Below are 15,745 nucleotides of genomic sequence, written 5' to 3' on the forward strand. Positions count from 1 at the left end.
GAGCGCTAGAGTCCGCCTTGCCCCGAGCCGTTGGACGCCAGCCTCAGCACTATGTCGTCCACCTGCACCCCGCCCCGGTCGATGACCAGGTTCTGGTAGTTGCGCTGCCCCTCGATCGTCTCGGCCTCGACGCCCGAGACCTCGGCGACGAACTGGGCGCGCAGATAGGTGGCCAGCTCGCCAGCCGTCACCGCCCCGTCGCCGTCCACGTCGCCATCGCCCGCTAGCCCCGCCCGCAGGAAGTGGGAAAGATATCCCCCTGCCTCGAACTTGTCGGCGACCGAGCTGGTCAGGTCCTCTTCCGAGCTGAACAGGCCCATCACCCCCGGCCGGTCCACGACGTTCCTGGCGAATCCGCCCGAGAAGCAGCTGTCCAACACCAGCAGCGACAGCCGCGTGTTCAGCCCGGCGAACATCTCGGCCATCTCGGCGTCGGTGATCTCGCCGTCGCGCAGGACGATGGTCTCGGTGCGGCCGTCCGGTTCGCCTCCACTGGGCCCACCCGCCTCCTGGGCCCCGTGGCCGGAGAAGAAGAACAGGAACATGTCGTCCGGACCGGCCTCGCGCGCTACCTGCGCAAAGGCCCGACGCACGCCCGCGACCGTGGCTTCCGCATTGGTCAGGACCACGCTCTCCGGCGCCAGCACCCCGCCGCGCTCCAGCGTCTCGGCCAGCTTCTCGGCGTCCTCGTCGGTGTAGGACAGGTCGTTCGCCACCCCGCCATAGTCCGAAATGCCGACCATGATGGCATGGACCCGCGCCCCGCCCGGCACCGCCGCCTGCCGCGCCGTTCCCATCGATGGGGCCACGCTGAAGCGATAGGACCCCGTCTCGCCGGGCGCATAGGAGGTCACCTGCACCTCATACTCGCCGTCCTCGGCCAGAACGGTGTCGATGCGGCTGTCGGTGCCTGTCTCGCCGTCGTCGTTGTCGATCTGCTCCCCGCCCGGCGTGCGCAGGATTAGATAGGCGTCGAACGCAGACGACGTCAGCTCCGCCGCCACTCTTTGCCCGCGCCTACCGACGAAGGTGAAGCTGTCGGCGTATTCGCCGCTCGACAGCTGGTCGTCCCCGGCCTGGAGCGAGCCGCCGACGGTCTGGCCCAGCTGGATCGATCCGCCCGTCGCGCTCTGTCGTCCGCGGTCGTCCTCGACATAGGACTGCTGGCCGGGCCGGCTGGTCGAGGCACGACCGTCCGCGGCCACCGCCGCCAGGCGATAGGCCCCCTCCTCGCCCGGCGCATAGCTGGTGGCCGTCACCTCATAGTCGCCGTCGGCCGGAAGCGTCACGACCAGGCGGCTGTTGAACGAACCGTCGCCGTCCGGATCGTCGTCGTTGAAGTCCGACAGCCCGCCCGGCCCCCGGATTGCCAAGTAGGGGTCGAAGGCCGACGACGTCAGCCGCAGATCGACCGTCTGACCGCGTCGTCCGCGCAGGGTCCAGGTGTTGATGTATTCCCCGCTCTCCAGCCGCCGATCGCCCCGCGCCAGGGCCCCGCTGACGGTCTGACCGACCTGGATCACCCCGTCCGCTTCGCGGTTCGAGGGTCGATAGTCCGACTGTGGCCGCCGTCCCTGATCGGCCCGCGCCGCCGTGCCGCCGCGCTCGACTACGATCTGGTAGCGCCCGACCTCGCCCGGCTCGAAGCTGGTCGCGGCGATGTCGACCTCGCCGTCGGCCGTCGCCGTGAACGTCAGGGCGCTGTTGGTCGTCCCCCGCTGACCGGTGTCATCGTCGTTGTCCTCCGACAGCCCGCCGCCGCGCAGCATCAGATAGGTGTCGAAGTCGGCGGACGAGAGCCGCACCGTATAGGTCTCGCCACGCCGGACCGGCAGGCTCCAGTCGTCGGTGAACTCCCCGCTGTTCAGCCGCCGGTCGCCCTGGGCCAGAACGCCGCCAGAGGTCGCGTCGAGCCGCAGCGTCCCGCCGCCCGCATTGTCCTGACCGCGACGATATTGCGCCTCGCCGCCCGGCCCCGCCGCGTCCAGCCGCAGCACATAGCGCCCGCTCTCGCCGGGCTCATAGCTGGTCGCGCTGACCCGATAGGTCCCGTTCGTCGGCAGCCGCACGTCCAGCGCCGAGTTGGTCCCGTCGCCCTCAGCGTCGTCGTTGTCCTCCGAGAACCCGCCCGGCCCTCGGATCATCAGATAGGTGTCAAACTCATCGGATCTCATGGTGGCCCTCAGGGTCTCGCCTGCGCGGCCCTGGACCTCATAGACGTCCATGAACTCGCCAGAATCCAGCCGGTCGTCGCCGCGCGCCAGCTCGCCCTGCACCTGGCCGCCCGGCCTCAGTTGCTGGGCCATCGCTCCGGTCGTTATCAGCGGCGATACCGCCAGTGACAGCGAAAGCGCGGTGGAAAACAGGACCTTGCGCATGCGACTCTCCCCCGAAAGACGACGCGACAATGCATGGGCGCACGGCGTCTGTCACCGGGTCGGCGAACGCCGGTCAGATTCCGGCGCCTCACCCCCATTTCGGCCTTGATCGCGGCGCATAGGCTCCGGCCCTGATTTTCGCGCCGCTCGCTTTTTCGACGCACGCGCCCTACGAGACCCCCATGCCCTTCCCCGCCAGCCATCCCGCGCTCGACCGCGCGCTCTCCGAACGCGGCTATGACGAGCCAACCCCCGTCCAGTCCGCCGTGCTGGAGGCCGAGGAAGGCCGCGACCTGCTGGTCAGTGCCCAGACCGGCTCGGGCAAGACCGTCGCCTTCGGCCTGGCGCTCGCCACCACCCTGCTCGGCGACGCCGACCGCATCGAGGACAACGGCGCGCCCGGCGCCCTGATCATCGCCCCCACCCGCGAACTGGCGCTGCAGGTCTCGAAGGAACTGGAGTGGCTCTACGGCAAGGCCGGGGCCCGCATCGCCACCTGCGTCGGCGGCATGGACCCCCGCGCCGAGCGTCGCGTGCTGGAACGCGGCGCCGCCATCGTCGTCGGCACGCCCGGCCGCCTCAAGGACCACCTCGAACGCGGCGCGCTCGACCTGTCCCAGCTCAAGGCCGTCGTGCTCGACGAGGCCGACGAGATGCTCGACATGGGCTTCTCCGAGGACTTGACCTTCATCCTCGACGCCGCCCCGGCCGAACGCCGCACCCTGCTTTTTTCCGCGACCCTGGCCCGCGACATCGTCGACCTGGCCCGCACCTATCAGCGCGACGCCATCCGCATCGATACGACGCAGAAGAACGCGCCCCACGGCGACATCGAATACCGCTGCATCCGCGTCGCCCCCAATGAGGTCGAGCTGGGCGTCGTCAATGTGCTGCGCTGGTTCGAGGCCCCCGGCGCCCTCGTCTTCGCCAACACCCGCGAGCGCGTGAAGCACCTGACTTCCAGCTTGCGCGAGCGCGGCTTCTCCGTCGTCGGCCTATCCGGCGAACTGACGCAGGGCGCCCGCTCCGAGGCTTTGCAAGCCTTGCGCGACGGCCACGCCCGCGTCTGCGTGGCGACCGACGTCGCCGCGCGGGGGCTGGACCTGCCCTACCTCGGCCTCGTCATCCACGCCGAAATCCCGGTCAACAAGGCCACGCTCCTTCACCGTTCTGGCCGTACCGGCCGCGCGGGCAAGAAGGGCGTCTCGGTCCTGATGGTCAGCTACACGCGCCGTCGCAAGGTCGAGCTCATGCTCCAGTCGGCCGCCATCAAGGCCGAATGGCAGGGCCCGCCCACCGCCGAAATGATCCTGGAAAAGGACCGCGAACGCCTGCTCGCCGACCCAGCCCTGACCGCCCCGGTCGAGGACGAGGAGGCCCTGGCCCTGGGCCGGCAGCTGCTGGAGCGTTCGACGCCCGAGCAGATCGCCGCCTCCCTCATTCGCCTCTATCGCCGGAAGCTGCCGTCGCCAGAAGACGTCTATGACGACGAGCGCATGAAGCGCGCCCAATCGTCCGGCGTGAACGAGCGCGGCCAGCGCGACGGTCCCCTGACGGACTTCGCGCGCGGCGGCGACATGGTCTGGTTCCGCATCAATATCGGCCGCGACAAGAACGCCGATCCCAAGTGGCTGTTGCCGACCATCTGCCGCCTGGGCCACGTCACCAAGCCCGACGTCGGCTCCATCAAGATCTTCGAGCGCGAGACCAAGTTCGAGATCACCCGGTCCGCCGAGGCCAAGTTCCGCGCGGCCGTCGCCGCGTCCACCGAGGACGGCGTGACCGTGTCGGACGCCGTCGCCCCCGGGCCCGGCGAGAAGTCGCTGCGCCGCTTCGACAAGCCCCGCCGCGACGACGGCGACCGCCCCGCCCGCGCCCCGCGCTCGCCCCGCGCCGACGGCCCGCCCTCGAAGAAGCCCTGGACGCCCCGCCCGTCCGAGGCCGCCGCCGCGCCCACCTCGGACGAGGCCAGGCCCAAGTGGGTCAAGCGCACCAAGGACGCCCCCGTCCCCGAGGGCAAGAAGCCCTGGGTCGACAAGCCCAAGTTCGCCAAGAAGCCCTGGACGCCCAAGCCCGCCTCCGCCGCCGGCGACCGCCCCTGGACCGGCAAGCCCAAGCCGGGCCCGAAGACCTTCAAGGGCAAGAAGGCGCGGGGCTGACAAACCCTTAGAGCTTCCCCGGCTGGTTCGCATCATTGTCCCTTCTTCCCCTGCGGGTCGACGACGGATCGCTTGCGATCCTAGAAGAGGTGGCCCGGAGGTCCGTAGACGGGGCGAAACTGGATCTGCAGACGGTGTAGGGCGCGGCCCCACCGCCGGAAGCATTGCTAGCGGCGGGGCTCTAACAGGGCCGTTGATCTGCGGCCCGTGACCCGGGAACAACCCTGGGCCGTCCACTTCCGATCAGCCCGCCGTGCGACACAGCTTCCTTTCGCCGAAACACCACCTCATGCAGGAACCTGGCGAAGGCTCGGCTGCTCCGTCCGCCGTACCCACCCGTTAACGGCGGAGAGCGATGACGCACGCCCAACGCCCCGCTGGAATCCCGCTCCGAAACCGCCTACTCCCCCGACCCATGAGCACCGCCGCCTTTCATTCCCGCGTCGCCGGCGAACTGACCGACATCGCCGACCAGGGCCTGACCAAGCCCGAGCGGGTCATCCAGTCCCGCCAGGGCCCGGTCATCGAGGTCGGTGGGCGTCGGGTCCTGAACTTCTGCGCCAACAACTACCTCGGCCTCGGCGGTGATCAGCGCATCGTCGACGCCGCCAATGCGGCGACCGAACGCTGGGGCGGCGGCACGGCCTCGGTCCGTTTCATCTGCGGGACGCTGGAGATCCACAAGGAGCTGGAACGCGCCATCGCCGACTACCTCGGCTTTGAGGACGCCATCCTGTTCGCCGCCGCCTTCGACGCCAACGGCGGCCTGTTCGAGCCCCTGTTCGGGCCTGAGGACGCCATCGTGTCGGACAGCCTGAACCACGCCTCGATCATCGACGGCGTGCGGCTGTGCAAGGCCAAGCGCTACCGCTACGCCACCTCCGACATGGCGGACCTGGAGACCCAGCTGAAGCAGGCCCGGGCGGATGGCGCGCGCGACATCATCATCGCCACGGATGGCGCCTTCTCGATGGACGGCTACATCGCCAAGCTGGATGAAATCCGCACGCTGGCCGACCGCTACGACGCCCTGATCATGGTCGACGACTGCCACGCGACGGGTTTCCTGGGGCCGCAGGGTCGGGGCTCCTACGCCCACTGCGGGGTCAAGGTGGACTTCGTCACCGGCACCTTCGGCAAGGCGCTGGGCGGCGCCATGGGCGGCTTCATCTGCGCGACCAGGCCCGTGGTCGAACTGCTGAAGCAGCGCGCCCGGCCCTACCTGTTCTCCAATGCGCTGGCTCCGTCCGTCTGCGGCGCCAGTCTGGAGGCCATCCGCATCGCGCAGGGCTCCGAAGGCGAGCGCTTACGGACCCAGCTGTTCGCCAACGCCGAGCGGTTCCGGGGGGCCATGCAGGCGGCGGGGTTCAACCTCCTGCCGGGCCAGCACCCGATCGTCCCGGTCATGCTGGGTGACGCCAAACTGGCCCAGGACTTCGCCGCCCGCATGCTGGAGCTCGGCGTCTACGTCATCGGCTTTTCGTTCCCCGTCGTGCCGCGCGGCCAGGCCCGCATCCGCACCCAGATGTCGGCGGCGCACACCTTCGAACACATTGATCAAGCGGTCGCGGCGTTCACGACGGCCGGCAAGGAATTGGGAGTTATCGCATGACCACCACCATGAAGGCCCTGGCCAAGATGCGGCCCGAGGTCGGCCTCGACCTGATCGAGGCCCCGGTGCCCACGCCCGGCCCCGAGGACGTCCTCATCAAGGTCCGCCGCGCCGCCGTCTGCGGCACCGACATCCACATCTGGAACTGGGACGAGTGGTCCCAGAAGAACGTCCCCGTCCCCATGATCACGGGCCATGAGTTCAGTGGCGACATCGTCCACATCGGCAAGGACGTGGATCGCCGGCTGAAAGTCGGCCAGCGCGTCTCGGTCGAGGGCCACGTCATCGACCTGAACTCCGAGGCCGCCCGCGCGGGCCACTTCCACCTCGACCCCGCCACGCGCGGCATCGGCGTGAACCGCCAGGGGGGCTTCGCCGAATACGTCGTGGCCCCGGCCTTCAACGTCATCGAGCTGCCCGAGGACGTGCCCTATGAGATCGGCTCCATCCTCGACCCCTTCGGCAACGCCGTCCACACGGCCCAGCAGTTCGATCTGCTCGGCGAGGACGTGCTGGTCACCGGCGCCGGTCCCATCGGCATGATGGCCGCCGCCGTCGCGCGTCACGCCGGCGCCCGCACCGTTGTGCTCACCGACATCAACGACTTCCGCCTGGAGCTGGCCCAGAAGGTCGCGCCGGGCGTGCGCTGCGTGAACACCACTCGCGAAGACCTGCACGACGTCATGAAGGAGCTGGGCCTCAAGGTCGGCTTCGACGTGGCGCTTGAGATGTCCGGCTCGCCCCTCGCCTTCAAGCAGTGCGTCGACACCCTAATCATGGGCGGCGGGCTCGCCCTGCTCGGCATTCCGTCCAAGCCGATGGAGACCGACTGGGGCGCGATCATCCTGAAGGCCCTGACGATCAAGGGCGTCTACGGTCGCGAGATGTTCACGACCTGGCGCAAGATGCTGGGCCTGCTCAAGGCCGGGCTCGACCTGACGCCGCTCATCACCCACACCCTGCCGTACGACCGCTATGCCGAAGGCTTCGAGGCCATGCGCTCGGGCCAGTCGGGCAAGGTCGTTCTGGACTGGGACAAGGCTGCGTAGGCCGAAGTCTTGACGGCATACCCATGATCCCCGACCACCCGGGGGTCATGGGGCCCGCGACTGATTCCCGCCTGTTCGCCGCGCCGCCTTCGAGGCCGCGCGGATGAGCGCCATCGTCGACTTCCTGAAGGGTGCCGGCAACGACGGCGCGGGCCGCAACGTGTTCGAAGTCGTCGCCATGAACGACCGCCAGATCGAGGAGACCCATGACTTCATCCAGTGGCTGTTCCCGCTGGACCAGCCGTCGGGCGCCAACCGCCGCGCGCCCGTCCTGACGCCCGACGACGTTCAGGCCATTCACGCATCCGGCCTGGCCCAGATCGCTCTGGCCGCCGGGACCGACCGGATGGCCGCCTTCTATCAGTCGAACGGCCACTGGCTGGTCCCTCAGGACCACAACCACCTGCGCATCACCCGCATCATCAAATCGCTCCGCCTGCTGCGCGGCCCCGGCGAGGCGGCCGAGTTCCGCGATCTGATCCTCAAGCTCGACGACCGCGCCGGCCGCCCCATCAGCCCGGCCAGCCGCACGTTCTGGGACCAAGCCTAGGCCTTCAGCACCCGGATCAGCGCCGCCTCGAACCCCTTGGCGTCCGCCCCCGGCAGCACCTCGCCGATCCGCCCGCTCTCATAGAGGTCGAACACCGTCGGATGGACATAGGACGACCGGCACACCGTCGGGGTGTTGCCCAGCAGCCCGGAAACCGCCTTCACGCAGACCGTGATCTTGCGCTTCGCATCGGTCGCCGAGGTCGGCGGCTCCATGTCGCGCAGCGCCCGCGCCGCCGACACCGTGCCGGCCCAGGTGCGGAAATCCTTGGCGGAAAAATCCTCGCCCATCGCCTCGCGGATATAGGCGTTCACATCGTCAGAGGTGATCGGGCACAGGCTCCCATCGTCAGCGCGATACTTGAACAGCTGCTGGCCGCGCAGCTCGCGCATCGATCGCACCACGGTCGCCAGCCGCCGATCCCGGACGCTGACCCTGTGCTCGATCCCGGACTTGCCGCGAAAGGCGAAGGTCAAACCCGCGCCGTCAACCTCCAGGTGCCGCTTGTGCAGCGTCGTCAGACCATAGCTGCGGTTCTGCCTGGCGTACTGGGCGTTGCCCACCCGAATCAGCGTGATCTCCAGCAGACGCACCGCCGTCGCCAGCACCTTGTCCCGGCTGATCCCGCGCTTGCCCAGGTCCGCCTCGACCCGCTCGCGCAACTTCGGCAGACGCCGAGCGAAAGCCGGCATCCGGTCGAACTTTCCGCCCGACCGATGCTCGGACCAGTCGTTGTGATAACGGTACTGCTTGCGCCCCTTCACGTCCCGGCCGGTCGCCTGGATGTGGCCCGTCGCCTGCGGGCAGATCCAGACGTCGGTCCATGCGGGCGGAATGGCCAGCGCCCGGATGCGCGCCAGCATCTCAGCGTCCTTCACCAGCCGCCCCTCGGCGTCGCGATAGGAAAAGCCCTTGCCCGACGGAACGCGCCTCAGGCCGGGAAACTGGTCGCTGCAATAGGTCAGGCCCTGCGGGACCTCGACGTCGCGCGCGAAGGCGGCGGAGCCGTCAGCCATCAGGCGTCCTTCGCGAGCTTGGCGTGCAGTCCGTCGACCCAGCTCTTGCCCGCCTCGCCACCCCAGAGCAGCCAGGCGATGTATCCCGCCGAGGGCTTGTCCTTGTCGGCCCAGCCCTTGCCCTGCTTGTCCACCGAGTGGCGGGCGAAGTAGCTGTACATCGACTTGATGTCCCGCTCGCTGACAACCTCACGATTCTTGAGCTGATTGGCCCGCCGGCGGCCGACGTCCGTGCCCCCGCGGCCGTGCTCCTCACGCAGCTTCAGGCCCTTTTGCGCTTCCTTGGCCACTGCGGCCGGCGGGGTGCGCTGCTTTTCGGTCAGTTCGGACGCAGCCATCGTCAGGGAACCACGCCCGTCTGCGGGCCGACGCCGTCTTCGTCCACATCCTCGGGCGGCAGGACGCCGTCGCGCCGCGCCCGCTCTTCCAGCGTCTCGGCGTCTTCCTCCAGGTCCCCGACCTCTTCGGAACGATCCAGCGGCGTGTCGGACATCGGCGTCTCCTTCTCGCCCTTGAAAGGCGCGGACCCGCCGGCGCGTTCCACCGCCTTGACCGCGTCGTCCGGACGCGGGACCACCGCCCCATGAACTATCGCCACAGCTTCCACGCCGGGAACTTCGCCGACCTGGTCAAGCACGCTCTCGTGCTCTGGCTGCTGAAGACGCGACACGCCGCGGGGCCGGTCATGGTGCTCGACACCCACGCCGGGGCGGGGCTCTACGACCTGACCGGCGACGCGGCGCGGTCGCGCGAAGCCGAGGCCGGCGTCGCGCGCCTGATGGCGGCCGAGGCGCGACCGCCGTTGATCGAGGCCCTGGCTTCCGAGGTCGCGGCGCTGAACCCGGACAGCCAGGTGCGCTTCTACCCCGGCTCCCCGGTCCTGATCGCCCGGGCCCTGCGCGCGGACGACCACTACGTCGGCTTCGAGCTGCGCGAGGAGGTCGCCGGCCTTCTGCGAGAAAGCCTGCGCGACTTCCCCGGCGCGCGCGGCGAGATCGGCGACGGCTACGACCTCGTCCGGGCGGAGGCCAGGCAGGCGAGAGGGGCCCTGGTCCTGATCGACCCGCCGTTCGAACGCCCCGACGACTACCTCCGCGCCGCCGAGACCGCAGGCGCCATCGTGAACGCCGACCCCGACGCGATCGTCGCCGTCTGGACCCCGCTCAAGGACCTGGAGACCTTCGACGGTTTCCTGCGTCGGCTAGCCGCCGCCACCACCGCCCCGACCCTGATTGCCGAGGCGCGGCTGCGGCCCCTGACCGATCCGATGAAGATGAACGGCTGCGCCATGGTGATCGTCAACCCGCCCGCCGGAACTGACGCGGCGGCGACCGAAATCTGCGGCTGGGTGGCCGACACGCTCGGCGACGCGGGCGCGCGGGCCGAGGTCTGGCGCGCCTAGCCGATCACCTCGCCGGCCTCGTAGAGGTTCGGCTCAAAGGTCGCGATGGCCATGATCGGGCCCATGGCGGCGGCGACCGCCTCGTTGCGCGTCATCGCTTTCCAGTCCTCGACCGAGCGCCAGACGGCGTGATTGGCGACCGTCTTGCCGTTCAGCCCGCGATGCAGTGTCGCCGAGACGAAGCCCGGTAGCCCGACCTGGGCGCGGGTCAGGGCCGCCAGCAACTCCAGCAACTCGTCCTGCTTCTCCGGCTGGACCTTGAAGACGTTGATCAGGACGACGGGCGCGTCATCGGCGTCCATAGTGGCACTCGGGTCTGGCGGTCGGCGACGGCACCGACGCGGGCCCTCTAGCGCATTCCGTCGCCATGCGCCCTACATGAGCGACATTCGTCCCCAACCTCGCGGAGCATCCATGCCGACCATCGCCGTGCTGGAGACCGGCCGTCCGCCTGCCGCGCTTTCGCCCGCCCACGGCGACTACCCGTCGATGTTCGCGGCGTTGCTGGGCGAGGGGTTCGACACCCGCGCCTTCGACATCCAGGCCGGCGACCTGCCCGACATCACCGCCTTCGACGGCGCGATCATCACCGGCTCGGCGGCGGGCGTTTACGAGGACCATGCCTGGATCCCGCCCCTGCTGGACTGGATCCGGCGCGCGCGCGGTCGGACACGCCTCGTCGGCGTCTGCTTCGGCCATCAGGCCATGGCCCAGGCGCTGGGCGGACATGTCGAGAAGTCCGAGCGCGGCTGGGGCGTCGGCCTGCACCGCTATCGCGTGGTCGAAGCGCAGCCCTGGATGAGCCCGCTGTTGCCGGAGATCGCCCTGTCGTGCTCGCACCAGGACCAGGTCGTCGTGAAGCCCGACGACGCCCGCGTCATCCTCGCCAGCGGCTTCACCCCGTTCGCCGGCCTCGCCTGGGACGACGACGCCATCTCGCTTCAGCCCCACCCCGAGTTCAGCCGCGCCTTCACCGGCGCCCTAGTCGAGGGCCGTCGCGGGCGGATCGAGGATGCGGTGGTGGATCAGGCTGCCGAAAGCCTGAAAACTGAGGACGACCGGGCGGTGGTGGGCGACTGGATCGGACGTTTCCTGGTTGGTTGAGCCTGTCAGCCTAGGGCCACTTCACCACGGGCGGCATCGAGCTCAGGATCGATTCGACATTCCCGCCCGTCTTGAGCCCGAAGGTGGTCCCGCGGTCGTAGAGCAGGTTGAACTCGACGTAACGGCCCCGACGGATCAGCTGTTCCTCCCGCTCCTCGGGCGTCCAGCGCTCGGTCATGCGCCGACGCACGATGGCGGAATAGGTGTCCAGAAACGCCATCCCGACATCGCGGGTGAAGGCGAAATCCTTGGCATATTCGCCGCTGTCATGGTGGTCGTAGAAGATGCCGCCGATGCCGCGCATTTCGTTCCGGTGCGGCAGCATGAAGTACTCGTCGCACCACTGCTTGTACTTGGCGTACCAGCTCGGATCGTAGGCGTCGCAGGGCGCGCGCATGCCAGCGTGGAAGGCAATGGTGTCCGGCGCCTCTTGCGTGCGTTCGACGTCCAGCACCGGCGTCAGGTCGGCCCCGCCGCCGAACCAGCTCCTGGTCGTGGCGATGAAGCGGGTGTTCATGTGAACGGCCGGGACCTTCGGGCTGACCGGATGGCAGATCAGACTGATGCCGGTGGCGTAGAAGCGCGGGTCCTCCTCCGCGCCCGGGACGTTCTTCGCATAGTCCGCCGGAAACTCTCCATGGACGGTCGAGACGTGGACGCCGACCTTCTCGAACAGGCGGCCATGCATCATGCCCATAACCCCGCCGCCGCCCTCGTGCCGGCTCCAAGGTGTGCGCACGAACCGGCCCGGCTCGCCCGGAAACAGATCGGCGGGCGCTTCGTCCTCCAGCGCCTCGAACCCGGCGTGGATGCGGTCCCTGAGAGTCTCGAACCAGGCGCGGGTCTCGACCTTCTTCTGGTCCAGGGTCGGGGCGTCGGCGGCGTGGGCTTGGCTCATGGCGATGTTGAACCATGCTTCGGACGCGCCGTCACCTCGCAGCCCCGTCGCTTTACCCCCGGGCCGTCGTCGGTCAGGGTGCCAGTGTTCCGGAGACACCCCATGCGCCTGCTTATGTCCGCCATCGCCAGCCTGACACTGGTCACCCCGGTCCTCGCCCAAACGCTTGAGGCCGAGCGGACCATCGTCTCGACCGTCGTCGCCGAGCACGATCGCCACATCGCCCTGCTCGAGCGGATGGTGAACCAGAACTCCGGCACCCTGAACGCCGACGGTGTGCGCGCCACGGCCGAAATAGTCCGGGCCGAGCTGGAGCCTCTGGGCTTCGACGTGCGCTGGATCGACATGAGCCAGACCGGTCGCGCCGGGCACCTCGTCGCGACGCACGACGGCAGCGGAAAGAACGTGCTCCTGATCGGTCACCTCGACACCGTGTTCGAGCCCGACAGCCCGTTCCAGACCTTTGTCCGCGACGGCTCGCGCGCGACCGGCCCCGGCGTCGGCGACGACAAGGGTGGGGTGGTGGTCATCATTGCGGCCTTGCGGGCCATGCAGGCGGCCGGAACGCTGGAAGGCTCGAACATCACTGTCTTCCTGACCGGCGACGAGGAACGGCCAGGCGCGCCGCTGGAGGTCGCCCGCTGGGACCTGATCGAGGCCGGCCGCGCCGCCGACTACGCGCTCGAGTTCGAAAACCTGGCCACCGAGAACGGCGCGGAGTTCGGCACCATCGCCCGTCGCAGCTCCTCCAGCTGGACCCTGACGACCGGAGGCCGAACCGGCCATTCCAGCGGGGTGTTCAACGACACGCTCGGCTATGGCGCGATCTATGAGATGGCGCGGATCCTGGACACGTTTCGGCGCGAGCTGCCGGAGCCGAACCTAACCTACAACGTCGGCGTCATCGCCGGCGGCACCCCGGCCGGGATCGACGCCCACGGCTTCCGCGTCGAGGCATCGGGCAAGACCAACATCGTGGCCGAGACCGCCATCGCGCGCGGCGACCTGCGCACCCTGACGCCGGAACAGGACGCCCGCGTCCGTGCCCGCATGACCGGGATCGTGACCCAGAACCTGCCACGCACCAGGGCCGAGCTGGTCTTCGCCGACGACGGCTATCCGCCGATGGCTCCGACTGCCGGCAACATCGCCCTGCTGGGGCGTCTGAACCAGGTCAACCGCGACCTCGGCCTGTCCGAGATGGCCCCCTTCGATCCCGCCCGGCGCGGGGCAGCCGACAGCGGCTTCGTCGCCGCCGACGTCGACACGCTCGGCGGCCTCGGCGTCGCCGGCGGCGGGGCCCATGCCGAGGGCGAATGGGCCGACCTCGACAGCCTTGTCCGCCAGGCCCAGCGGGCGGCCGTCCTGATCGGGCGGCTCAGCCTGGGTGACTGAGCGTGTTACAAGGCCGCATGTTTCGTCGAAGTCCCAGCGATCACCAGATCTCACAGCTTCCGGCATCGACCTGGCGCTATTTTCGATGGCTAGCGTCCGTGGTTACGATTGTCGGCATCGGCATCTCGTTAATGGCGCTTGGCTTGGCGGCGTCTTGGGCCGAAAGCGGACTGCTGGCGGAGCTTTGGCCCCAGCTTGTCGCCCGAGGCGGGGCAGGCCTGCTTTTGGGCGGCTCGGGTTTGCTCGCTTATCGCTGGCTTGGTCGTCGTCGACCAAGCTAGGCTGGTGAAGCCGATTTTGCTTACAAAGGCTGTTCCATGATCCGCGCCCTGACGCTCGCCGTCTGCTCCCTTGCTCTCGCTCTTCCGGCCGCCGCCCAGACCGCCGATGAGGCCCGCGCCCGGCGCATCCTGGAGCGCACGCCGCTGATCGACGGCCACAACGACCTGCCCTGGGCGCTCCGCCAGGGTCACGGATCCGATCCCCACGCCGTCGATCTGACGACCAATCTCGACGCCAGCACCGACCTCCACACCGACATCCCGCGCCTGCGCGCCGGCGGCGTCGGTGGCCAGTTCTGGTCGGTCTACGTCCCTGCCAGCCTGACGCCGGTCGAGGCGGCCAAGGCGACGTTCGAGCAGATCGACGTGGTCCGCCGCATGGTCGCCGCCCATCCCGACGTCTTCGAGCTGGCCTCCACCGCCGAAGACATCGTCCGCGTCCACCGCGCCGGGCGGATCGCGTCGCTGATGGGCATCGAGGGCGGCTATTCGATCGACGACTCGCTCGGCCTGCTACGGGAGTTCCACGAGGCTGGCGTCCGCTACATGACCCTGACCCATTCGCGCACGACGTCCTGGGCCGACAGCGCCACCGACGCTCCGCGCCATGGCGGTCTGTCGCCGTTCGGCGAGGCGGTGGTGCGCGAGATGAACCGGCTCGGCATGCTGGTCGACCTCAGCCACGTCTCGGAAGAGACCATGCTCGATGCCATGCGGGTATCGGAAGCGCCCGTGATCTTCTCCCATTCTTCCGCGCGCGGCGTGACGGACCATCCCCGGAACGTGCCCGACAGCGTGCTGCGCCTCATGCCCGAGGACGGCGGGGTGGTGATGGTCACCTTCGTCCCCGGCTTCATCAATGAGACCTTCCGGGCCTGGAGCGCGGCCCGCGCGGCCGAACAGGCGCGGCTCGGGTCGCTGGAACCCGGCGATCCAGCGGCTGTGCGCGCCGGCATGGACGCCTGGGACGCCGCCAATCCGGTGCCGGCGACGGGCGTCGCCGACGTCGTGGCGCACATCCAGCATATGCGGGACGTGGCGGGGATCGATCACGTCGGCATCGGCGGCGACTTCGACGGCGTGCCGCGCCTGCCGACGGGCGTCGAGGGCGTCGACGCCTATCCGCGAATCCTGGCGGCCCTGATGGCGCAGGGTTGGAGCGAGGCCGATATCCGCAAGCTGGCGGGCGAGAACGTGCTGAGGGTCATGCGGGCGACCGAGGCCGTGGCGCGGGCCAAGGCGGAAGAGCGGCCGTCGCTGGCGGCGATCGAGACCGCGGATACGCCCGAGTAGGCGACTATTCGGCGGCAGCGCGGCGGAGCGCCATGAAAGCGGCCTTGCCGTGGATTTCCGGGCCTCGGTCGTCGTCGGCGGCAAGCCAGGATTCGGTGGCCATGCGCAGCATGCCGACGGCGGTGGTCGCGACCACGCGGGCCTGAAGGTCGTCAGCAGGCAGGCCTTTGCGAGCGGCCAAGGCGGCTGCCATGCGCTGTTCGATCGCTTCGTATTTGGCATGGTCCCCAGCGCGCAGAGCGGGCGTATCGTGGATGAGGCGGGCCAGAGCCCGGGCCTCGGGGCCCTGGAAGTCCTGGGCCATGTCCGTGAGCGCGTGCTCGGCCATTTCCAGCAGGGGCTCGTCGGCGGGGCGGCGCGCGATGGCGGCCTCGATCAGTTCGGAGAGGCCGGCCTTGGTCGAAAGGACGATGTCCTCCTTGGAGCCGAAATAGTGGAACAGGCTGCGGCGCGAGACGCCGGCCGCAGAGGCGATGTCATCGAGCGTCGTCGCCTCGAAGCCCTGGCGCGCGAACAGGGCCAGCGCCGCCTGATGGATGCGGGCATGGGTGTCGGCGCGTTTTCGTTCGCGCAGGCCGGGTTGTTCCATCGCGGTTTGCACCTCTTGC

The 15,745-nt window shown here is 69.3% G+C and carries 15 protein-coding genes; 8 read left to right on the forward strand and 7 right to left on the reverse strand.

Annotation, left to right across the window (positions count from 1 at the left end; genetic code table 11):
• Positions 1-5: 5 nt before the first annotated feature.
• Complete coding sequence (locus Q333_RS0110200; protein WP_029416733.1) at positions 6-2,378, reverse strand: caspase family protein; 2,373 nt, start codon at positions 2,376-2,378, stop codon at positions 6-8.
• A 182-nt stretch (positions 2,379-2,560) separates the two neighbouring features.
• Between Q333_RS0110200 and Q333_RS0110205 the strand changes: the two genes are divergently transcribed.
• The 4 genes from Q333_RS0110205 (at position 2,561) to Q333_RS0110220 (ending at position 7,748) form a co-directional block, all read left to right on the forward strand.
• On the forward strand, positions 2,561-4,537 hold the full coding sequence (locus Q333_RS0110205) for a DEAD/DEAH box helicase (RefSeq protein WP_084175979.1): 1,977 nt from the start codon (positions 2,561-2,563) through the stop codon (positions 4,535-4,537).
• Positions 4,538-4,952: 415 nt separating this feature from the next.
• Positions 4,953-6,149, forward strand: a complete 1,197-nt coding sequence (locus Q333_RS0110210) for a glycine C-acetyltransferase (RefSeq protein WP_029416737.1) — start codon at positions 4,953-4,955, stop codon at positions 6,147-6,149.
• Complete coding sequence (gene tdh / locus Q333_RS0110215; RefSeq protein WP_035294176.1) at positions 6,146-7,198, forward strand: L-threonine 3-dehydrogenase; 1,053 nt, start codon at positions 6,146-6,148, stop codon at positions 7,196-7,198. The genes Q333_RS0110210 and tdh overlap by 4 nt, the downstream gene beginning before the upstream one ends.
• Positions 7,199-7,301: 103 nt before the next feature.
• Positions 7,302-7,748 (forward strand): opioid growth factor receptor-related protein, encoded by a 447-nt coding sequence (locus tag Q333_RS0110220; protein WP_029416740.1) that lies wholly within the window; start codon positions 7,302-7,304, stop codon positions 7,746-7,748.
• Here Q333_RS0110220 and Q333_RS0110225 read toward each other — a convergent pair.
• From Q333_RS0110225 to Q333_RS17635, 3 genes are read right to left on the reverse strand one after another with little or no spacing between them, the layout of a single operon-like run.
• On the reverse strand, positions 7,745-8,764 hold the full coding sequence (locus Q333_RS0110225) for a DNA topoisomerase IB (protein ID WP_029416742.1): 1,020 nt from the start codon (positions 8,762-8,764) through the stop codon (positions 7,745-7,747). The two genes, Q333_RS0110220 and Q333_RS0110225, sit on opposite strands and share 4 nt — an antisense overlap.
• A complete protein-coding gene (locus tag Q333_RS0110230; RefSeq protein ID WP_029416744.1) occupies positions 8,764-9,102 on the reverse strand; it encodes a hypothetical protein in 339 nt (112 codons plus the stop codon). Before Q333_RS0110230 ends, Q333_RS0110225 begins: the two co-directional genes overlap by 1 nt.
• Before the next feature lie 2 nt (positions 9,103-9,104).
• Entirely contained in the window at positions 9,105-9,257 is a 153-nt protein-coding gene (locus Q333_RS17635) for a hypothetical protein (RefSeq protein ID WP_157072436.1), read from the reverse strand.
• Between the two features lie 90 nt (positions 9,258-9,347).
• On the opposite strand from Q333_RS17635, the gene rlmJ reads away from it, so the two are divergent.
• Entirely contained in the window at positions 9,348-10,166 is an 819-nt protein-coding gene (gene rlmJ, locus Q333_RS0110240; protein WP_029416748.1) for a 23S rRNA (adenine(2030)-N(6))-methyltransferase RlmJ, read from the forward strand.
• Here the strand turns inward: rlmJ and Q333_RS0110245 are convergent.
• Positions 10,163-10,468, reverse strand: coding sequence for an antibiotic biosynthesis monooxygenase family protein (locus tag Q333_RS0110245; RefSeq protein WP_029416749.1), 306 nt, complete (start codon positions 10,466-10,468; stop codon positions 10,163-10,165). The two genes, rlmJ and Q333_RS0110245, sit on opposite strands and share 4 nt — an antisense overlap.
• 112 nt (positions 10,469-10,580) lie before the next feature.
• Between Q333_RS0110245 and Q333_RS0110250 the strand changes: the two genes are divergently transcribed.
• Entirely contained in the window at positions 10,581-11,270 is a 690-nt protein-coding gene (locus Q333_RS0110250) for a type 1 glutamine amidotransferase (RefSeq protein ID WP_029416751.1), read from the forward strand.
• A gap of 10 nt (positions 11,271-11,280) precedes the next feature.
• Here Q333_RS0110250 and hemF read toward each other — a convergent pair whose 3' ends face one another.
• Positions 11,281-12,168 carry an oxygen-dependent coproporphyrinogen oxidase gene (gene hemF / locus Q333_RS0110255; RefSeq protein ID WP_029416752.1) on the reverse strand — a complete coding sequence of 296 codons (888 nt, stop codon included), beginning with the start codon at positions 12,166-12,168 and terminating at the stop codon, positions 11,281-11,283.
• Positions 12,169-12,270: 102 nt separating this feature from the next.
• On the opposite strand from hemF, the gene Q333_RS0110260 reads away from it, so the two are divergent.
• Both Q333_RS0110260 and Q333_RS0110265 read left to right on the forward strand, forming a co-directional pair.
• Positions 12,271-13,563 carry a M20/M25/M40 family metallo-hydrolase gene (locus Q333_RS0110260; protein WP_029416753.1) on the forward strand — a complete coding sequence of 431 codons (1,293 nt, stop codon included), beginning with the start codon at positions 12,271-12,273 and terminating at the stop codon, positions 13,561-13,563.
• Positions 13,564-13,880: 317 nt separating this feature from the next.
• The gene (locus Q333_RS0110265) at positions 13,881-15,137 is read left to right on the forward strand and encodes a dipeptidase (RefSeq protein WP_029416754.1); all 1,257 of its coding nucleotides are present in this window, start codon (positions 13,881-13,883) and stop codon (positions 15,135-15,137) included.
• A 4-nt stretch (positions 15,138-15,141) separates the two neighbouring features.
• Here the strand turns inward: Q333_RS0110265 and Q333_RS0110270 are convergent, their stop codons facing one another.
• A complete protein-coding gene (locus Q333_RS0110270; RefSeq protein WP_245591531.1) occupies positions 15,142-15,726 on the reverse strand; it encodes a TetR/AcrR family transcriptional regulator in 585 nt (194 codons plus the stop codon).
• Positions 15,727-15,745: the final 19 nt, after the last annotated feature.

Origin of the sequence: Brevundimonas bacteroides DSM 4726, assembly GCF_000701445.1 — a bacterium.
Taxonomy (GTDB): Bacteria; Pseudomonadota; Alphaproteobacteria; order Caulobacterales; family Caulobacteraceae; genus Brevundimonas; species Brevundimonas bacteroides.

Coding starts and splice junctions, on each gene's coding strand:
- Q333_RS0110200 (WP_029416733.1), bottom strand. CDS start 2,378: ATGCGCAAGGTCCTGTTTTCCACCGCGCTTTCGCTGTCACTGGCGGTA.
- Q333_RS0110205 (WP_084175979.1), top strand. CDS start 2,561: ATGCCCTTCCCCGCCAGCCATCCCGCGCTCGACCGCGCGCTCTCCGAA.
- Q333_RS0110210 (WP_029416737.1), top strand. CDS start 4,953: ATGAGCACCGCCGCCTTTCATTCCCGCGTCGCCGGCGAACTGACCGAC.
- tdh (WP_035294176.1), top strand. CDS start 6,146: ATGACCACCACCATGAAGGCCCTGGCCAAGATGCGGCCCGAGGTCGGC.
- Q333_RS0110220 (WP_029416740.1), top strand. CDS start 7,302: ATGAGCGCCATCGTCGACTTCCTGAAGGGTGCCGGCAACGACGGCGCG.
- Q333_RS0110225 (WP_029416742.1), bottom strand. CDS start 8,764: ATGGCTGACGGCTCCGCCGCCTTCGCGCGCGACGTCGAGGTCCCGCAG.
- Q333_RS0110230 (WP_029416744.1), bottom strand. CDS start 9,102: ATGGCTGCGTCCGAACTGACCGAAAAGCAGCGCACCCCGCCGGCCGCA.
- Q333_RS17635 (WP_157072436.1), bottom strand. CDS start 9,257: ATGTCCGACACGCCGCTGGATCGTTCCGAAGAGGTCGGGGACCTGGAG.
- rlmJ (WP_029416748.1), top strand. CDS start 9,348: ATGAACTATCGCCACAGCTTCCACGCCGGGAACTTCGCCGACCTGGTC.
- Q333_RS0110245 (WP_029416749.1), bottom strand. CDS start 10,468: ATGGACGCCGATGACGCGCCCGTCGTCCTGATCAACGTCTTCAAGGTC.
- Q333_RS0110250 (WP_029416751.1), top strand. CDS start 10,581: ATGCCGACCATCGCCGTGCTGGAGACCGGCCGTCCGCCTGCCGCGCTT.
- hemF (WP_029416752.1), bottom strand. CDS start 12,168: ATGAGCCAAGCCCACGCCGCCGACGCCCCGACCCTGGACCAGAAGAAG.
- Q333_RS0110260 (WP_029416753.1), top strand. CDS start 12,271: ATGCGCCTGCTTATGTCCGCCATCGCCAGCCTGACACTGGTCACCCCG.
- Q333_RS0110265 (WP_029416754.1), top strand. CDS start 13,881: ATGATCCGCGCCCTGACGCTCGCCGTCTGCTCCCTTGCTCTCGCTCTT.
- Q333_RS0110270 (WP_245591531.1), bottom strand. CDS start 15,726: ATGGAACAACCCGGCCTGCGCGAACGAAAACGCGCCGACACCCATGCC.